The 17902-nt window shown below is 71.2% G+C and carries 18 protein-coding genes; 6 read left to right on the forward strand and 12 right to left on the reverse strand.

Annotated features, from left to right (window positions below; all coding sequences use genetic code 11):
• Window positions 1-16: 16 nt before the first annotated feature.
• Window positions 17-1306, forward strand: a complete 1290-nt coding sequence (gene hisS / locus AB0M80_RS01535; protein WP_364557318.1) for a histidine--tRNA ligase — start codon at window positions 17-19, stop codon at window positions 1304-1306.
• A gap of 176 nt (window positions 1307-1482) precedes the next feature.
• Here the strand turns inward: hisS and AB0M80_RS01540 are convergent, their stop codons facing one another.
• The 8 genes from AB0M80_RS01540 to AB0M80_RS01575 all read right to left on the reverse strand — a co-directional run bounded on the left by AB0M80_RS01540 (window position 1483) and on the right by AB0M80_RS01575 (window position 10128).
• Window positions 1483-2682 (reverse strand): HAMP domain-containing sensor histidine kinase, encoded by a 1200-nt coding sequence (locus tag AB0M80_RS01540; protein ID WP_364557320.1) that lies wholly within the window; start codon window positions 2680-2682, stop codon window positions 1483-1485.
• Window positions 2679-3326 (reverse strand): response regulator transcription factor, encoded by a 648-nt coding sequence (locus AB0M80_RS01545; protein WP_364558528.1) that lies wholly within the window; start codon window positions 3324-3326, stop codon window positions 2679-2681. The genes AB0M80_RS01540 and AB0M80_RS01545 overlap by 4 nt, the downstream gene beginning before the upstream one ends.
• Before the next feature lie 63 nt (window positions 3327-3389).
• Window positions 3390-4670: a cation:proton antiporter gene (locus AB0M80_RS01550; RefSeq protein WP_364557323.1), complete on the reverse strand. Its 1281-nt coding sequence runs from the start codon at window positions 4668-4670 to the stop codon at window positions 3390-3392.
• Window positions 4667-5896, reverse strand: coding sequence for a cytochrome P450 (locus tag AB0M80_RS01555; RefSeq protein WP_364557326.1), 1230 nt, complete (start codon window positions 5894-5896; stop codon window positions 4667-4669). The genes AB0M80_RS01550 and AB0M80_RS01555 overlap by 4 nt, the downstream gene beginning before the upstream one ends.
• Window positions 5893-6963 (reverse strand): alpha-hydroxy acid oxidase, encoded by a 1071-nt coding sequence (locus AB0M80_RS01560; RefSeq protein ID WP_364557329.1) that lies wholly within the window; start codon window positions 6961-6963, stop codon window positions 5893-5895. The genes AB0M80_RS01555 and AB0M80_RS01560 overlap by 4 nt, the downstream gene beginning before the upstream one ends.
• Complete coding sequence (locus AB0M80_RS01565; RefSeq protein ID WP_364557332.1) at window positions 6963-8504, reverse strand: NAD(P)-binding domain-containing protein; 1542 nt, start codon at window positions 8502-8504, stop codon at window positions 6963-6965. The genes AB0M80_RS01560 and AB0M80_RS01565 overlap by 1 nt, the downstream gene beginning before the upstream one ends.
• A gap of 248 nt (window positions 8505-8752) precedes the next feature.
• Window positions 8753-9676, reverse strand: coding sequence for an aldo/keto reductase (locus AB0M80_RS01570; RefSeq protein ID WP_364558531.1), 924 nt, complete (start codon window positions 9674-9676; stop codon window positions 8753-8755).
• Between the two features lie 50 nt (window positions 9677-9726).
• A complete protein-coding gene (locus tag AB0M80_RS01575) occupies window positions 9727-10128 on the reverse strand; it encodes a MerR family transcriptional regulator (protein WP_364557335.1) in 402 nt (133 codons plus the stop codon).
• An 83-nt stretch (window positions 10129-10211) separates the two neighbouring features.
• Here AB0M80_RS01575 and AB0M80_RS01580 point away from each other — a divergent pair, with 83 nt between their 5' ends.
• Complete coding sequence (locus AB0M80_RS01580; protein WP_364557338.1) at window positions 10212-10829, forward strand: TetR/AcrR family transcriptional regulator; 618 nt, start codon at window positions 10212-10214, stop codon at window positions 10827-10829.
• Here the strand turns inward: AB0M80_RS01580 and AB0M80_RS01585 are convergent.
• The 4 genes from AB0M80_RS01585 to AB0M80_RS01600 all read right to left on the reverse strand — a co-directional run bounded on the left by AB0M80_RS01585 (window position 10802) and on the right by AB0M80_RS01600 (window position 13792).
• On the reverse strand, window positions 10802-12082 hold the full coding sequence (locus AB0M80_RS01585) for a hypothetical protein (RefSeq protein ID WP_364557341.1): 1281 nt from the start codon (window positions 12080-12082) through the stop codon (window positions 10802-10804). The genes AB0M80_RS01580 and AB0M80_RS01585 overlap by 28 nt on opposite strands.
• Window positions 12079-12648 (reverse strand): RNA polymerase sigma factor, encoded by a 570-nt coding sequence (locus AB0M80_RS01590; protein WP_364557343.1) that lies wholly within the window; start codon window positions 12646-12648, stop codon window positions 12079-12081. The genes AB0M80_RS01585 and AB0M80_RS01590 overlap by 4 nt, the downstream gene beginning before the upstream one ends.
• 80 nt (window positions 12649-12728) lie before the next feature.
• Window positions 12729-13352, reverse strand: a complete 624-nt coding sequence (upp, locus tag AB0M80_RS01595) for a uracil phosphoribosyltransferase (protein WP_364557346.1) — start codon at window positions 13350-13352, stop codon at window positions 12729-12731.
• Window positions 13353-13357: 5 nt separating this feature from the next.
• Window positions 13358-13792, reverse strand: coding sequence for a protein-tyrosine phosphatase family protein (locus AB0M80_RS01600; protein WP_364557349.1), 435 nt, complete (start codon window positions 13790-13792; stop codon window positions 13358-13360).
• Between the two features lie 85 nt (window positions 13793-13877).
• Between AB0M80_RS01600 and AB0M80_RS01605 the strand changes: the two genes are divergently transcribed.
• From AB0M80_RS01605 to AB0M80_RS01620, 4 genes are all read left to right on the forward strand, one after another.
• On the forward strand, window positions 13878-14492 hold the full coding sequence (locus AB0M80_RS01605; RefSeq protein ID WP_364558534.1) for a DUF1707 domain-containing protein: 615 nt from the start codon (window positions 13878-13880) through the stop codon (window positions 14490-14492).
• A gap of 84 nt (window positions 14493-14576) precedes the next feature.
• Window positions 14577-15551 (forward strand): deoxyribose-phosphate aldolase, encoded by a 975-nt coding sequence (gene deoC / locus AB0M80_RS01610; protein WP_364557352.1) that lies wholly within the window; start codon window positions 14577-14579, stop codon window positions 15549-15551.
• Window positions 15551-16984 carry an aldehyde dehydrogenase family protein gene (locus AB0M80_RS01615; protein ID WP_364557355.1) on the forward strand — a complete coding sequence of 478 codons (1434 nt, stop codon included), beginning with the start codon at window positions 15551-15553 and terminating at the stop codon, window positions 16982-16984. The genes deoC and AB0M80_RS01615 overlap by 1 nt, the downstream gene beginning before the upstream one ends.
• On the forward strand, window positions 16977-17858 hold the full coding sequence (locus AB0M80_RS01620; protein WP_364557357.1) for an aldehyde dehydrogenase family protein: 882 nt from the start codon (window positions 16977-16979) through the stop codon (window positions 17856-17858). The genes AB0M80_RS01615 and AB0M80_RS01620 overlap by 8 nt, the downstream gene beginning before the upstream one ends.
• The last annotated feature ends 44 nt before the right edge of the window (window positions 17859-17902 follow it).

Here is a 17902-nt window from a genome sequence, read left to right on the forward strand (position 1 = left end):
TCGTTAAGCTGATGACGTGCCTGAATACCTGCCGACCGCGCCCTACAAGGGGACCCGGGACTTCCTGCCCGCCGAAATGTCCGTGCGTACCCAGGTGTTCGGTCATCTCTACGACGTCCTCGAGCGCCGCGGCTTCCTCCGCTACGACGGCCCGATCCTCGAATCGGCCGAGATCTACGAGCGGAAGTCCGGCCAGGAGATCGCGGACAAGCAGCTGTACACGCTCACCGACAAGGGCGGGCGGCGGCTCGCGCTGCGCCCGGAGATGACGCCGTCGGTGGCGCGGATGATCGCCGGGAGCGCGAAGTCGCTGTCGTTCCCGGTGCGCTGGTACAGCCACCCGAACTGCCACCGCTACGAGGCGCCGCAGCGTGGCCGCGTGCGCGAGCACTGGCAGATCAACGCGGACATCTTCGGCTCGGACAGCGCCAACTGCGAGATCGAGATCTTCGAGCTGGTGCACGACCTGATGGCCGCGCTCGGCGCGACGCCGGACATGTTCGTGCTGCGCGTCAACGACCGGAACCTGCTGTCCTCGGCGCTCACCGACGTCGCCGGTGTGTCGGAGGACCACCTGTCCCAGGTGTTCGCCCTGGTGGACCGCTGGGAGAAGTACCCGCGCGAGAAGCTGGCCGAGAGCGCCGGGGAGATCGGGCTCTCGGACAAGCAGTTCGAGAAGCTGGCCGAGACGCTCGACGCGGGCGAGGCGCTGCTGGACGAGCTGCCGGCCGAGGTGCGGGAGCAGTCGAACCTGGTGCGCGTGCTGAACAGCAGCGCGGGCTCGCTGGTGAAGTACGAGCCGATGATCGTGCGCGGGCTGGCGTACTACACGTCGACGGTGTTCGAGGTCTTCGACACCTCGCCGGAGAACCGCCGCGCCCTCTTCGGCGGCGGCCGCTACAGCGACCTCGCGTCGATGTTCACGCCGCAGCAGATCCCGGGCATCGGCTTCGGCATGGGCGACGTGACGCTGATCGACTTCCTCGACACGCACGGGCTGACGCCGGCCCCGCGCAGCGAGGTCGACGTCATGGTGATCCCGGTGACCGAGGACCTCTCGGACGCGGCTCGTTCGGTGGCGCACTCGCTGCGTGCCGCAGGGCTGCGGACGTCGACCCCGATCGAGCACCGCAAGCTGGGCAAGGAGCTGACCCGCGCGGACAAGGCGGGCGCGGCCGCGGTGGTGATCATCGGCCAGGAGGACTGGGCCGCCGGAAACGTCACGGTCCGGAGCCTGGCCACGCGGGAGCAGAACCCGGTCGCGATCGCCGACGCCCCCGCAGCCGTCCAGGCCCTGCTGGCGTAATCGGTTCGACTCCCCTTCGGCGCCCGGGGCATCCTGGGCGCCGAAGGGGAATGCGGGAAACGCCGCTGAGCCGCCGGCCGTCACGGGCAGAGCTGGCCGAAGCCGCGTGCCACACCAACGGACACCTGCGCCAGTCCGCCGTCGAACGGCTCGGATCACGCGTGTCGGCTGCCGGATCACATCGGGTCGGCGCGGAGGAGGCGGAGGGTGAACGTGGCTCCGGCTCCGGGGCGGGCGGCGGCCGCGATCGTGCCGCCGTGGCCCGTGACCACCTCGCGGACCAGGGCCAGGCCGAGGCCGAAGCGGCGGCCGTCGCCGTCGGAGCCGCGGGCGAAGCGCTCGAAGATGCGGTCCGCATCGGCCGGCGGGAAGCCCACGCCCGTGTCCTGGATCCGCAGCTCCACGTGCCGCTCGTCGGGTACGCCGAGCGAGACCTCGATCGACCCGCCCGGCGGGGTGTGGCCGAGCGCGTTGTCCAGCAACGCCGACAGGACGCGACGCAACGCCGTCGGCACGCCCTGGACGACGTACGGCCGCCGCTCCCGCGTCACGGCCAGCCGGATCCGGCTCTCCCCCGCGCGGACCGCCTCCGCCGCGACGGCTTCCTCGGCCAGCACGCCCAGCTCGACCAGCTCCAACGAGGGCCGTTCGCCGCACGCCTGCGCGGACAGCAGCAGGTCCTCGACGACCTCGCCGAGCTCCCGCGTGCCGCGCACCAGCTGGTCGAGCTCGGCCGCGTCGCGGCCGGACGACCGCCGGGCCAGCAGCTGCGCCCGCGTGTGCAGCCGGGTCAGCGGGGCCCGCAGTTCGTGGGACGCGTCCGCGACGAAGGTCCGCTGCCGGCGCAGGGCGTCTTCCAGGGGCCGGATCGCCCGGTGGGCCAGCACCCGCCCGCACCCCAGGGCCGCCAGCAGCGCGAGCACCTCGGCGACGCCGAGCCCGAACACCAGCGACGCGCGGTCCTGGATCTGGTAGCGCTCCTCGAAGAACGCCTGGGACACGACGCCGCCGCGGTTCTCCACCCGGATCGTGTGCGTCATCCCGCCGATCGACCGCCGTTCGGTGTGGACGTCGCCCGGCGACGGCACGAACGCGTTCAGTTCGGGGAGCGGCATTCCCGCCGGAGGTGTCCCCGAAGGCGCGTGTGCCCCGGGCGTGAACAGCCAGACGCAGCCGGGCGGGGTCGTGCCGGGGCCGAGCTGGATCGTCCTGGTCAGTACCCGGTCGGCGTCGGCGTGCTGCCCGGCCAGCAGTATCCCGTACGCGATCGCGCCCGCGACGGCCACGAGCAGCGACACCACGACGGCGATCTGCGCGGTGATCGCCCACCGCGCCCGCCGCAGGGCCCGCTCTTCGGGGTCGCCGCGGGGCTTCACACCACGCCGATCTGGTACCCGAGGCCGCGCACGGTCCGCACGGCGTCGCGGCCGAGCTTGAGCCGCAGGTAGTACACATACGTGTCCACAATGGACTCGCCGGTCGACTCGGCGAACACCCGCGTGCGCAGCGCCGCCCGCGGGTGGATCGCCTTCGGCCGCTGCGCCAGCGTCCGCAGCAGCTCGAACTCCCGCCCGGACAACGTGATCCGCTCGCCGCGCGGCAGCACGACCTCGTGGCGCAGCAAGTCGAGCGCCGCCGTGCCGAGGGGGAGGCACTCGGCGCCTTCGAGGTCACGGCGGCCCAGCGCACGCAGCCGGGCCAGCAGTTCCTCGGCCTCGAACGGCTTGACGAGGTAGTCGTCCGCGCCGGCGTCGAGCCCGGCGACGCGGTCGGCCACCTCGCCCAGCGCCGAGAGCACCAGGACCCGCGTGGTCACCGCACGGGTCCGCAGCCGCCGGAGCAGCTCCAGCCCGTCGAGCACCGGGAGACGGCGGTCGATGATCAGCACGTCGTAGTGCCCGGTGAGCCCGAGGTGCAAGCCCCGCTGGCCGTCGTGGGCCGCTTCGGTCTCGTAGCCTTCGTCCGCGAGCAGCTCACCCAGCATGCCCGCCAGTTCCCGGTCGTCTTCGACCAGCAGCACCCTCGATTTCGCCACCCCATCGCGCACGGATCCATACTGGCAGTGATTTTCCGAACTCGAGGATCAACTTTTCCCGGTCACCGGGATCGGTTCGGCCGTCAGGAGTACCTCGGTGGTCCCCTTGCGGGCATCGCGCCGGTCGAGCCAGCTCAGCAACGGCGCGGTCATGATCGTCGTGACCAGCGCGACCAGCACCAGCACCGTGAACAACGCGGACGAGACGATCCCGGCGGCGAGCCCGATGTTGAGCGCGATCAGCTGCATCAGGCCGCGGGCGTTGACGAGCACGCCGACGCGCGAGGCGATCGCCGGCGGCTCCCCCGCCAGCCGGGCCGCGCCCCAGGACGCACCCAGCTTGCCGACGATCGCGACCACCACCGTGATCAGGGCGAAGGCGAGCAGCTTCGGGTCGGCGAGCAGCGCGAACCGGGTGTTGAGGCCGGAGTAGGTGAAGAACAGCGGGACGAACACGATGCGGCCGATCGGCATGATCTTCGCCAGGACCGCGTCGGAGGCGAGACCGCGCGGGAACGCCACGCCGATGCAGAACGCGCCGAACACCGCGTACAGCCCGACCGTGTCGGTGAACCAGGCCGCCGCGAACAGGGTCATCGAGGTGATCAGCACCCGCTGGTCGACGGTCACCCGGTCGCTGCCCATCATCCGGTTCAGCAGGCGCCGCCCGAAGGTGAACACGGCCAGCGCGAACAGCAGCCCACCGCCGAGCGCCAGCGCGACCGGCCCGGCGGACCCCGCGTGCATGCCCAGCACGACGGCCAGCAGCAGCCACGCGAGCACGTCGTCGAGCGCGCCGCAGGCCAGGGCCAGCGAGCCGAACCTGGTCGACGCGATCCCGCGTTCGGTGATGATCCGGACCATCATCGGGAACGCCGTGATCGCCACCGCCACCCCGACGAACGCGGCCGAGGTGACCGGCGAAACGCCGTCCTTGCCGATGTCGACCCACGACGTGCCGAGGACCGCGACCCCGATCCCGAGCGCCAGCGGCACCAGCGTCCCGGCCGAGGAGATGGCCGCGACCGACTTCCGCGACTGCACGATGCTGCTCAGGTTGAACTCGTAGCCGGCACCGAACATGTAGATGACCAGGCCGATCTGGCCGCCGACGTAGAGCAGCGAGCGGATGCCGTCCGGGAACAGCGCGGCCTGCACGTCCGGCAGCAGCAGCCCGAACAGCGACGGGCCGAGCAGCACCCCGGCGATCATCTCCCCCACCACCGGTGGCTGGCCGAGCTTGACCGCGGCCAGGCAGACCAGCCGGACCACCGCCAGGATCACCACCACGGCGAGGAAAAAGACCGGTGCCGCTTCGGACGGGCTCATCGGTTGCCTCCGGCGAAGTAGGTCGAGCAAAGGGCCTGATGACGGGCATCGAGGACCATGTACGTGCCGAACACGAGCTGGGCGAAGCTGCGCCAGACGTCTTCCCAGCGGTCGCGGACCGCGATCCAGACGAGCGGCCGGCGCCGGTGGCGGGCACCGCGGGGCGTCAGCAGCACCGGCCCCCGGTTGGGGATCGAGCGGGTGTGCGCGGCCGTGGAGGCGAGGCTGAAGCGGCGCAGCACTTCCCGCGTCACGACCCGCATGGTCGGCGGCGCCAGCCCGCGCGCCGGGCAAGCACGGTTCTGTGCGACGCCGAAGGGGATGAACTCATCCGTTGTGGACTGGGCGGCGAAATCGGGGTAGCTGAAGCACAGCACCGTTCCGGCCGGGATGGTGAGGTGGTCCAGCTCGATGTCCGCGGTGGAGATCCGGTGCGCGATGCCGAACAACGGGTACTCGCGCAACCCGTCGTCGATGACACGGTCGATGTCCTCCGGGTGGTCGACGAGCCGCTGCTGGATGCTTTCGTCCTGCGCGATGATCATCAGCAGGTGCGCCATCGCTTCCGACATCTGCACGACGGCAGTGGTGAAGAAGGTGCCCTGCAGGTAGTAGGCCTGCTCCGCCGGCGTCAGGGACTCCGGGAGCGGGTGCGGGACGTCGGCGAGGCGCTGTCCGAGGTACTTCGTCAGCCGCGCCCGGCGGCGCATGTTCCGCGGCCGCACACACTTCAGCGCCGAGGCGACGTCGTCCGCGTGCGCCACGATGAGGTCCCGCGCTTCCGGCGGGCACGGCTCGTCGAACACCAGCTCGTAGTACAGCTCGGCCCAGATCGGCATCATCTCGTCACGCAGCCGGACGAGCCCGGGGCCGACGCCGTCCAGGACGTGGCAGGCGACGCGCCGGGTCAGCTCTTCGGAGTCCTTTTTGGACTTGACCAGGATGTGGCGGGTGCACTTGGCGACCTCGTCGTAGCGCGGCCCGGCTTCGAGGTGTTCCTGGTGCACCTCGGGCCCCGGCGACAGCCAGTACCAGAACAGGTCGGACAGCGCGGCGCCGCGGCTGCGGCCGTTCGCCGCCGGGTCGGCGTAGACGCGCCGGAAGTCGGCGACGCCGACCTGCGGACCCGGGATCGTCACCGCGTCTTGGCCGTTGACCAGCGCGAAGATCCTCATCCGCAGGGCGACGACCCGGGCGGGCAGCCAGCCGAGCACCTTGCCGATCATCGCCGCACCTGGTCCGGGGTGAGGTCGGCCGGGTTCCGCCCGCCGCAGAGCGCGAGTGCCTGATCGAAGTCGGCCCGCAGCATTTCCAACACGTCCGAGACGCCTTCGCGGCCGCCCGCGGCCAGGCCCCAGACGATCGGGCGGCCGATCCCGACGGCGTCCGCACCCAGCGCCAGCGCCTTGACGATGTCGGTGCCCCGCCGGATCCCGCCGTCCAGCAGCACCGGCAAGGCGCCGCCGACGGCCGCCGCGATGTCGGGCAGCACGTCGATGGTCGCGGGCACGGTGTCGAGCTGGCGGCCGCCGTGGTTGGACACGACGAGGCCGGCCACGCCGTGGTGCACGGCCAGCCGCGCGTCCTCGGCGTGGAGCACACCCTTGATCAGCACGGGCAGCTTGGTCTTCGAGCGCAGCCACGCGATGTGGTCCCAGTTCAGCCCGGCCGACATGACGATCTCCCGGACATGGCTGGCGTTGCCGCCGCTGCGGTTTTCGCCCAGGTTGCGCAGGTTCTCCACGGCCAGCCCGGGCGGCAGGTCGTGGAAGGCGTTGCGGTCGTCGCGGTCGCGCCGGCCGAGCACGGGCGAGTCGACGGTGACGACGAACGCCTTGACGCCTGCCGCTTCGGCGCGCCGCACGATCGCCTCGGTGAACTCCAGATCCGGCTGCAGGTAGAGCTGGAACCACAGCCCGGGATCCGGCGCGACCTCGCGGGCCGCCGCGGCGATGTCCTCGATCGCCGTCGTGGCGGCCATGCTGACGATCATGATCGTGCCCGCCCGCGCCGCCGCCCGGGCGGTGGCGAGCTCGCCGTCGGGGTGCGCGAGCCGGTGGAACGCCGTGGGCGCGACGAGGATCGGCATCGACGACGGCGTGCCGAGCAGCGTCAGGCTCAGGTCGCGCTTGTCACTGCCGCGCAGCACCCGGGGCACCAGCCGCAGCTGCCGGAACGCCGTTTCGTTCTCCCGCAGGGTGATTTCGTCCTGCGCGCCGCCCGCGAAGTAGTCGTAGTGCGCCGGCTCGAGGCGTTCCCGGGCCACCGCCTCGAACTCCGCGACCGTGCGCATCACAGCTCCTGCGTGAAGAAGGCGGTCAGCGGGCCGACGTGGACTTCCTTGTCCCACTCGTTCTCGAGGTTCTCGGTCACGTGGTGGGTGGCGGCCAGCTCGCCGCGGCGGTAGTGCCGGACGATCGGGTGCAGGTAGTGGCCCTCGCCGCGGTCGTTGGCCCGGTCCTGGGCGGCGCGGGCGACGAAGTCGAACGGGTCGACCTTGTCGTGGTCCGGCCCGTAGTCGAGGGTGACGACGTAGGCGTCCTCCGGCGGGTCGTCCAGCACCCGGTCGACCGGCACCTCTTCGAGGTAGCGGGCGGTGTCACCGTCCACGACCACGACGTCGGCGAGGAAGCCGAACTGCTGGTAGAGCGCGGAAGTCCGGTTGATCCGGGTGATGACCGCGTCGGTCAGCGCGTCCGGTTTGGCGGGCAGCACGGTGTGCGGCCACGGGATGTCGAGGTAGCGCTCGTTCAGCACCTTGACCAGCGCGCGGGCCCCGTAGCGGAAGCCGTGGATGAACGCGCTCGTGGCCTTCTTGAAGTCGCGGACCTGCGTGATCGTGCCCGCGAAGAAGAGGCCGGGCACGTTGACCGACTCCCAGTCCGAGGTCTGCGCCGGGAACCGGTCGTCGATGGTGAGCTGCGGACGGCAGTCCTCGTCGAACAGCGACGCGTCGAACCGGAAGCCGGTGCAGGCGATCACCCGGTCGTAGCGGATCTCCTTGACGACCTCGTCGGCGCGGGCGAAGGCGAACTTGACGTGGTAGCCGTCGGCGTCCTTGCGGACCTCGCGCACGTCGCCGTCGAGGATCGCGTGCTGCAGCTTGAGCTGGTACATGTCCAGGATGCCCGCGTTGTACGCGCGGAGGTGGCCGACGAAGTGCGTGCGCCAGGCCAGCTTAACCGGTCTCGGCCCGCCGACGTGCACGACGGCGGCCTTCTCGATCAGGTTGTCGGCGGTCTCGAAGGCGGAGTTGCCCTTGCCGAGCACGAGGACGCGCTGGTCGGTGAACTCCTCCGGGTCGACGCTGACGTCCACGTACTGGTCGATGAGCTCGACACCGGGGAACCGCGGGAGGTACGGCTTGGTCACGCCGGTCGCCATGATCAGCCGCCGGGCCTTGAATTCGGCCGCACCGGCCGTGAGGACGAAGAGAGCGCTTTCCGGCTCCCGGCGGATGCGCGTCACCCGCGTGTCGTAGCGGACGTCCACTTCGTGCTTCGCGGCGTAGTCGGCGAGGTAGCGGAGGAAGTCCTCGGCGTCCGGGAAGAGCAGTTCGCTGTAGTCCGTGAACAGCACCGGGTTGTCGTCGCCGTCGGCGAGGATCGAGTTCCAGTCCATCCGGAGGTTGAGCTCCGGGTCGGTGTACCCGGTGTGCTTCTTGTTGATGGAGATGAGGGTCCGGTGCCGCGGGAAGGTCTCGAAGAAGTGACCGGGCGCGGAGCCGGCCTCCAGCACCAGGTACCGGTGCCCGGCCCGGCCGAGGAACTGCCCCAGCTGCAGCCCGGCCGGCCCGGCCCCGACGACCAGACAATCGAGCACTTCCTCCGCCACGACGACCTCCTGGAGCTCGGCACCGACCACGTGATCGGCGCCGAGCCTGCCCCGGAGATCTCAGAAACGCCTCAGAGCTGCGTTACTTCCCGGCCGCGCCCGTGACCGCAGCCGGAACTCGCGTGATCAGCCGCGTAAGCCGCGTGATCAGAGCCGGAACTCGCGTGTTTGGAGCCGTGACGGCCCGGATCACGCGAGTTCCGTCTCCCATCACGCGAGTTCCGTCTCCCATCACGCGGGATACGGGCTTACTTCCCGGCCGCGCGCGCGAGCCGCTCGGGGTAGCGCTCTCCCGCGATCGCGTCGGCAGGGGCGGCCGCTTCGATCGCCTGGACGTCGGCCGCGGTCAGCTCGAGCGACGCCGCCGCCACGTTTTCCTCGAGGTACGTGCGGCGCTTGGTCCCGGGGATCGGCACGACGTCCTCGCCCTGCGCCTGCACCCACGCCAGCGCGAGCTGGCCCGCGGTGACGCCCTTCTCCTCGGCCAGCGCGCGCAGGGCCTCGACGATCGCGATGTTCCGCTCGAAGTTGCCCTCGGCGAACCGCGGCAGCCCGCGGCGCATGTCGTCCTCCGGGAGGTCACGCACCGACGTCACCGCGCCGGTGAGGAACCCGCGGCCCAGCGGGGAGAACGGGACGATCCCGATGCCGAGCTCGCGGCACGTGTCGAGGATTTCGCCTTCGATGCCGCGCGTCCACAGCGACCATTCGCTCTGCAACGCCGTCACCGGGTGCACGGCGTGCGCGGCCCGGATCGTCGCGGCACCGGCCTCCGAGATCCCCGCGTACCGGATCTTCCCGGCCTCGGCCAGCTCGGCGAGCGCGCCCCAGGTCTCCTCGATCGGCGTGTCCGGGTCGACGCGGTGCTGGTAGTAGAGGTCGATGTGGTCGACGCCGAGGCGGCGCAGCGACTCGTCGCAGCTTTGCTTGACGTACGCGGCGTCACCGCGGGCGCCCATGGCGCCGTCCGTCCACACGATGCCGAACTTCGTCGCGAGCACGACCTCGTCGCGGCGGCCGGCGATCGCGCGGCCGACCAGCTCCTCGTTGACGCCGTTGCCGTAGACGTTCGCGGTGTCCAGCAGCGTCACGCCGAGGTCGAGCGCGCGGTGGATGGTCGCGATCGACTCGTCGTCGTTGTCGCGGACGCCGTAGGCCTGGCTCATCCCCATGCAGCCGAGCCCCTGGGCGCCGACTTCCAGGCCGCCCAGCTTCCTGTTCTTCACGCGGAAATTCCCTCCATGCCGGGTTCGATCCCGAGCACCTTCTGCTCGACCCGTTCGTAGTTTTCGATCTTGTAGTCCAGGACGTCCAGACAGCCCTGCAGTTCGGCGATCCGCTCGGCGACCGACCGGCGCTGTTCCACCAGCAAGGCCTTGCGGCGGCCCGCGCTCGCGACGCCGTGGCGACGCAGGGAGGCGTACTCGCGCATGCTCTTGATGGGCATCCCGGTGGTGCGCAGCTTGGTCAGGAAGCCCAGCCAGTTGAGGTCGTCGTCGGAATAGGCCCGGCGGCCCGCGGTGTCCCGTGCGGGCGGGTCGAGCAGTTTGATGCGCTCGTAGTACCGGAGGGTGTCGATGGACAGTCCGCTACGTCGAGCGGCTTCCGCTATCGAGTAGCTCATGCGCTCGACACTACGACCTGGAGTGCACTCCAGGTCAACTCCACGCCTGGTCATCCATAACACCGTTCCGATACGCTGGGTACATGGCGCGACCCCGCACGCACGACGAAGCGCTCCGGCTCAAGCTGCTCGACCGGGCCGGCGAGCTCATCGCGTCCGACGGGCCGAAGGCGCTTTCCCTGCGCAAGCTGGCCGCCGACGCGGGGACGTCGACCACCGCCGTGTATTCGCTGTTCGGCAGCAAACCCGATCTGGTGAACGCCCTCTACAACGAGGGCTTCCGCCGCTTCGGCGCCCGGATGGCCGGGACGCCGCTGACCGGCGACGCCGTCGAGGACCTCGTCGCGCTCGGCAGCGCCTACCGCACCAGCGCGCTGGCCGACCCGCACCTGTACGGGATCATGTTCAGCAGATCGGTACCCGGGTTCGAGCCGAACGAGGACGCCGAGAAGCTCGCCCGCAAAACGCTCGAGCCCCTGGAACGGATCATCCGCCGCGCCGTCGCCGACGGCGTCTTCCTCGACGTCCCGCCGGAGACGATCGCGGTCGGGTGCTGGGGCATCGTGCACGGCCTGGTGTCCCTGGAACTGACCGGGAACCTGCCGGAGGGGTTCGACGTCACCAACTCGTACGAGGCCGCCCTGCGCGCGAACGCCTCCGGCTGGCTGCGGCCTCAGACCAGCGGCAACGACCCGTCGTAGACGACCCCGCCCCGCGCGTCACGCGCCTGCACGTGGACCTTCGTCTCCGGGAGGACCTGGATGTTCGCCGGGGCCCACACGACGACCATGCCGTCGACGACGTCGGCCTCGACGCTCGCTCCGATCCCGAAGTCGATGGTCGCCTTCACCGCCGTCGTGGGCAGGGCCGCGGCGAACGGCCGGCGGGCCTTCCCCGGCGGGGCACCCGTCTGGGGATGGCCCAGGGTGTCCACCGGCAAGGTGTGCGCCGGCGGTGCCTGCGGCCCGAACGGATCGGCGAAGGCGCGGGACTTCGCCCTCCCCGGCCGCCGGTAGTCGGGCTCGGTCGTGCACACCACGAGCCGGTTGCCGTAGCGGCCCGATACCACCCGGTACTCGTCCGTCTCGAGCAGCGGCCCCGGCGCGTAGGCCGCGGCGTCGGGGATCGCCTCCAACTCTGCCGCCGCCAGGCAGTCGCCCAGCGCCCGGCCCGCGGCTGACGTCCGGTCGGCGGTCACCGGCCGGTCGACGACCGAAAGCAGGGGCGGCGGCGCCGGGGGCAACGTTTTCGCGCCCGGTTGCATCGGCCGGCCGATGGTGAGCGTCGTCCGCACCGGGTCGCTCCGGGTCATCCCGACGAACTGCCGGGTGACCGGGGAAAAGGAGATGGACTGCGACATGTTGTCCCCGTCCTCGGTTCGCGAGTCGAGGAAGAGCCGGTCCTCTCCCGGGGCGAGGACCCCGCCGACCATCCCGGTCGCGCTGTGCAGCAGCAGTCCCGTGCGCGTGTCCGGCGCGTAGGCGGGGGTGGCTGCCGGGTCCGACAGCGTCACGGTCGTCTCGGTGGTCTCGCAGAACATCGGCCGGCCGGCGGCGGTCGCCGCGACCACCGAGTCCGCCCGCATGACCTCCGTGAACAGGGGGACCCACTCCGCGCGCGGGGGCACGCGGTCCTGCTTGCCTGCCGCCTGGACCGCGGCCCAGCAGCGGTCCAGCGACGAGGTCGCCACCCGCACGTCGAGGGTGAGCCGGTTGGGGACCTCGGTGCCCGGCCCCGGCGCGGGTCCGGCCACGGGCTGCGGCCGGACCATCTGCGTCGCGACGACCGCGCCCGCGGCCAGCACCACGACGGCCGCCGCGGCGGCGTACCAGACGTGCTTCGCCCGCCGTGGTTTCCCGATGCCCTGGCGGATTTCGGCGCGCAAGCGGGCGCGGACGTCGTCGGGCAGCCCGCGCCGGGGCGGCAGGCCTCGGAAACCGAAGTCGTCGCTCATTTGTCCTCCAGCAGCGTGCGCAGCCGGGCGCGGGCCCGGGACAGGTGGGCGCGGACGGTGACCTCGGCGACGGACAGCAGCGCCGCGGCGTCGGCGGCGCTCAGGTCACCGAGCAGGCACAGTTCGACGACCTCCCGCTGCGCCTTCGGCAGCGTCCGGACGGCTTCGACGATCTCGCGGAGCCGCTGCTCGCCGTCGAGCCGCTCGGCCACCGCGTCGGCGTGGTCGGACACCACCGGCGCGTCCGGGATCTTCCGGAGCAGCCGCAGCCGCCGTCTCGCGCCCCGGTGTTCGTCGCGGGCGGCGTTGCCGGCCACCGTGTAGAGCCACGGCAGCGCGCTGTCGCGCACCAGCGTCACGTCGGCGCGGCGGCGCCAGGCGGTCAGGAACGTCGTCGACGTCAGGTCTTCGGCGCCGGCCCACGAGCCGGTCAGCCGGTAGGCGTGGTTCCAGACGGCCTCGGCGTGGCGCTCGAAGAGTTCGCCGAAGGCCGCTTCGTCCCCGCCGGCCGCGCGGTCCCACAGTGCCCGGTCACCCACCGGCGCCCCCGTCACATGGCTGGTCACACCCCTCAGTGGCCGGCACCGGCGGGGACGTTGCGCGCGGCTTCACCGGACCAGGCCACCCGAGGCGGCGCTCCCCCGCCCTAAACGGCGCCGTACTGGCGGTCACCCGCGTCGCCGAGGCCCGGGACGATGAAGCCCGAGTCGTTGAGGCGTTCGTCGATGCTCGCCGTGACCACCCGCACCGGCAGGCCGGTCTTCTCCAGGTGCGCCAGGCCCTCCGGTGCGGCGAGCGCGCAGATGGCCGTGACGTCGTCGGCGCCGCGGTCGGTGAGCAGCCGGATCGTGTACTCCATCGAGCCGCCGGTGGCGAGCATCGGGTCGAGCACCAGCACCGGCCGGTCGGCGAGCGATTCCGGCAGCGACTCGAGGTACGGCGTCGGCTTCAGCGTCTCCTCGTCGCGCGCCAGGCCGACGAAGCCCATCTGCGCGTCCGGGATCAGCCTGTGCGCCTGGTCGGCCATGCCCAGCCCCGCGCGCAGCACCGGGACCAGCAGCGGCGGCTTGGCCAGCGTGTAGCCCTCGGTGCGGGCGACCGGCGTGTGGATCCGCTCGATCTTCACCGGCACGTCGCGCGTGGCTTCGTAGACCAGCATGACGGTCAGCTCGTGCAGCGCGGCCCGGAACGCGGCGCTGTCGGTGCGCGCGTCGCGCATCGTGGAGAGCCGGGCCTTCGCGAGGGGGTGGTCGACGACGTGCACATCCATGCGGGTCAATCTAGCTGTTTGGCGAAGCTCTTCACCCAGCCGCGCTGCCAGGGCGTTTCGACGGCTCGTTCGTGGTAGTGCGCCCGCACCCAGGCGACGGCGTCCTCAGCCGGAACGCCGGAGAGCGTGGCCAGGCAGGCCAGCACCGTGCCGGTCCGGCCGGCGCCGCCGTAGCAGGCGACTTCGACGGATTCCGTCTTCGCCCGGTCGTGCAGCGCCTTGATCTGGCGCCGTGCGGTTCCCGGGTGCGTCGGCAGCAGGAAATCCGGCCACGTGACCCATTCGTGGGGCCAGGTGATGCCCCCGCCGTGCTTGCGCCGCAACCGGCTCGTGCCCAGGTAGAGCCCGAAGTCCGGCTCGGGTTCGTCGGGCCGCGGGCGCCCCAGCCCACGGCCGCGGACCCGGACGCCGTCCGGGAACTCGACTGTCGTGGATCCCATCGGACCAGTGTCCTCCAGAAGATGGACACGCTGAGTGGTTTTCGCCGATAGGCTGCCCCGGGTGAGCGAACTGACGCCCGACCAGATGCGGGCTTCCGACGCGGACCGTGAACGTGTCGCCCAGGTGCTGCACAACGCCCTCTCCGAAGGGCGGATCACGGTCAACGAGCTGGAAGAGCGCCTCTCGACGGTCTACGCGGCCAAAACGCTCGGCGAACTCAAACCGGTGACGGTGGACCTGCCGTCTGCTTCGGGAGCCGTCGAACCGGCGGTGACCCGCGCCCTGGGCTTCCCGGACCAGCGCATCGGCGGCCACCCGGGCTCGCCGGTGTCGATCGGCGTGCTGTCCGGCGCGGTCCGCAAGGGCAGCTGGGTCCTGCCGCCGCAGCACAACAGCTTCGCGTTCTGGGGCGGCGCGGAGATCGACCTGAGGCAGGCCCGGTTCGCGGACAAGCACTGCACGATCACGGCGGTCGCGATCATGGGCGGCATCCAGATCACGGTCCCGGACGACATCAACGTGGACGTCACGGGCATCGGCTTCATGGGCGGGTTCGTGCTGGAGGACAAGTCGGGAGCGCCCCCGGCCCCGCCGACGGCCCCGACGGTGAAGATCAACGGGCTCGCCTTCTGGGGTGGGGTCGTCGTGTACCGGAAGCGGGCGAAGCGGTCCGAACCGCCGCAGATCGAAGGGGACTGACCTCGGCAACGTGACGCGAGTGGCACCGAGCGTCACAGTGCACGGGGACTCGCGTTGTCGGACCCGCCGCCTAGACTCAGGCCCATGACAGCCACGACCAGCACGTCAGCGGCGCCGGCCACCCCGGCACCGCTGGTGGACGCGACTCGCGACGCCGCGAGCCTGCGCCGCTTCCTGTTCGGGTTGCCCGGTGTCGACCAGGTCGGCGTCGAGCAGCGCGCGGCGGGCCTCGGCACGCGCAGCATCAAGAAGGACGCCAAGCGGTGGGCCATCGACACCGCCATCTCCATGGTCGACCTGACCACGCTGGAGGGCGCCGACACCCACGGCAAGGTCCGGGCGCTCGCCGCGAAGGCCGTCCGGCCCGACCCCGAACGCCAGGACACCCCGCGCGTCGCCGCCGTCTGCGTGTACCCGGACATGGTCGCCACCGCCGTCGATGCGCTCAAGGGCAGCGGCGTGCACGTCGCCAGCGTCGCCACCGGCTTCCCCGCCGGGCGCACCAGCCGCGAAATCAAGCTGGCCGACACCAAGATCGCCGTCGACGCGGGCGCGCACGAGGTCGACATGGTGATCGACCGCGGGGCCTTCCTCGAAGGCCGGTACATGGACGTCTTCGAAGAAATCCAAGCCGTGAAACAAGCCTGCGGCGAGGCCCACCTGAAGGTCATCCTCGAGACGGGCGAGCTGGCGACCTACGACAACGTGCGGCGCGCGTCGTGGCTGGCGCTGCTGGCCGGCGGGGACTTCATCAAGACCTCCACCGGCAAGGTCTCCCCCGCCGCGACGCTGCCGGTCACCCACATCATGCTGCAGGCCGTCCACGACTGGCACGTGCAGACCGGCGAGCTGCGCGGCGTCAAGCCCGCCGGCGGCATCCGGACCACGAAGGACGCGATCAAGTACCTGGTCGCCGTGCACGAGGTCGCCGGCGAGCAGTGGCTGACCCCGGACCTGTTCCGCTTCGGCGCGTCCAGCCTGCTCAACGACCTGCTGCTGCAGCGCCGCACCCAGGTGGACGGCCACTACAGCGGCCCCGACTACGTGACGGTGGACTGATGCCTGTTTTCGAGTACGCACCGGCGCCGGAGTCGCGCGCCATCGCGAACCTGAAGGACTCCTACAAGCCGTTCGTGAACGGCGAATTCGTCGACGGCTCGGGTGAGCCGCTCAAGACGATCAACCCGGCCACCGAAGAGGTCCTGGCCGAGGTCGGCACCGCGTCGAAGTCCGATGTGGACACCGCGGTCAAGGCCGCGCGCAAGGCGTACACGAGTGTCTGGTCGAAAATGCCGGGCACCGAGCGCGCGAAGTACCTCTTCCGCATCGCGCGGCTGATCCAGGAACGTTCGCGCGAGCTGGCCGTGCTGGAAAGCCTCGACAACGGCAAGCCGATCAAGGAGTCGCGCGACTCCGACGTCCCGACGGCGGCCGCGCACTTCTTCTACCACGCGGGCTGGGCCGACAAGCTGGAGTACGCGGGCTACGGCCCGAACCCCAGGCCGCTGGGTGTCGCGGGCCAGATCATCCCGTGGAACTTCCCGCTGCTGATGCTGGCCTGGAAGATCGCCCCGGCGCTGGCCACCGGCAACACCGTGGTGCTGAAGCCGGCCGAGACGACCCCGCTGACCGCGCTGGTGTTCGCCGAAATCTGCCAGCAGGCCGAGCTGCCGCCGGGCGTGGCGAACATCCTGCCCGGCGCGGGCGACATCGGTGCGTCCATCGTGGAACACGCCGACATCGACAAGATCGCCTTCACCGGTTCGACCGAGGTGGGCAAGGCGATCCAGCGCCAGGTCGCGGGCACGGCGAAGAAGCTGACGCTGGAGCTCGGCGGCAAAGCGGCGAACATCGTGTTCGAGGACGCGCCGCTCGACCAGGCCATCGAGGGCATCGTCAACGGCATCTTCTTCAACCAGGGCCACGTCTGCTGCGCGGGCTCCCGCCTGCTGGTCCAGGAGTCCATCGCCGAGGAGGTGCTGGAGAAGCTCCGCTACCGCGTCTCGACGCTGCGCGTCGGCGACCCGCTGGACAAGAACACCGACGTCGGCGCGATCAACTCGGCCGAGCAGCTGGCGAAGATCCGCGGGCTCGTCGAATCGGGTGACGCCGAGGGCGCGCAGCGCTGGTCCAGCCCGTGCGCGCTCCCGGACCGCGGGTTCTTCTTCGCCCCGACGGTGTTCGCGAACGTCCACCAGTCGATGCGGATCGCGCGCGAGGAGATTTTCGGCCCGGTGCTGTCGGTGCTGACGTTCCGCACCCCGGACGAGGCTGTGGCGAAGGCGAACAACACGCCGTACGGGCTTTCGGCCGGCATCTGGACCGAGAAGGGTTCCCGGATCCTGTGGATGGCGAACCAGCTGCGCGCCGGCGTGGTCTGGGCCAACACCTTCAACCGCTTCGACCCCGCCGCTCCGTTCGGCGGCTACCAGGAATCCGGCTTCGGGCGCGAAGGCGGCCGCACCGGGCTGGAGGCGTACCTCAGTGTTTGATTCGACGCAGTCTGAGCGGATTTCCGTCGCCAAGACGTACAAGCTCTACATCGGCGGCAAGTTCCCGCGTTCGGAGTCCGGCCGGGTGTACCCGGTGACCGACAGCAAGGGCAAGTTCCTGGCGAACGCGGCCCACTCGTCCCGCAAGGACGTCCGGGACGCGGTGGTGGCGGCGCGCAAGGCGTTCCCCGGCTGGGCCGCGGCCACGGCGTACAACCGCGGCCAGGTGCTCTACCGGGTGGCCGAAGTGCTGGAAGGCCGCCGCGACCAGTTCATCGCGGAGGTTTCGGCGTCGGAAGGCCTGGCGGCGAAGAAGGCCGAGTCCCTGGTGAACGTGGCGATCGACCGCTGGGTCTGGTACGCGGGCTGGACGGACAAGATCGCTTCGGTGCTGGGTTCGGCGAACCCGGTGGCGGGCCCGTACTTCTCGTTCACGCTCCCGGAGCCGACGGGCGTGGTGGGCGTGCTGGCGCCGCAGGGTTCGTCGTTGCTGGGCCTGGTCGAGGTGCTGGCCCCGGTCCTGGCGACGGGCTCGACGGCGGTGGTGGTCTCGAGCGCGGAGCGGCCCCTGCCGGCGATCACGCTGTCGGAGGTCCTGGCGACGTCGGACGTCCCGGGCGGCGTGGCGAACATCCTCACGGGCCACGCGGCCGAACTGGGCCCCTGGCTGGCCTCGCACGGAGACGTCAACGCCTTGGACCCGACGGGAGCCGCCCCGGCGGACCGCCCGGGCCTGGCAAGCGAAGCGGCGAACACGGTGAAGAGAGTGCTGACAGTCCCGGAGACCGAGCCGGATTGGACGACGGCTCCGGACCTCACGCGGCTTCGGCGGTACCTGGAGGCGAAGACGGTCTGGCACCCGCTGGGCGTCTGAGGGCACGAGCGGAGGCCGCTGCCCGGGTACGCCCGGGTGGCGGC

Source organism: Amycolatopsis sp. NPDC051045, from assembly GCF_040682955.1.
Taxonomy (GTDB): Bacteria; Actinomycetota; Actinomycetes; order Mycobacteriales; family Pseudonocardiaceae; genus Amycolatopsis.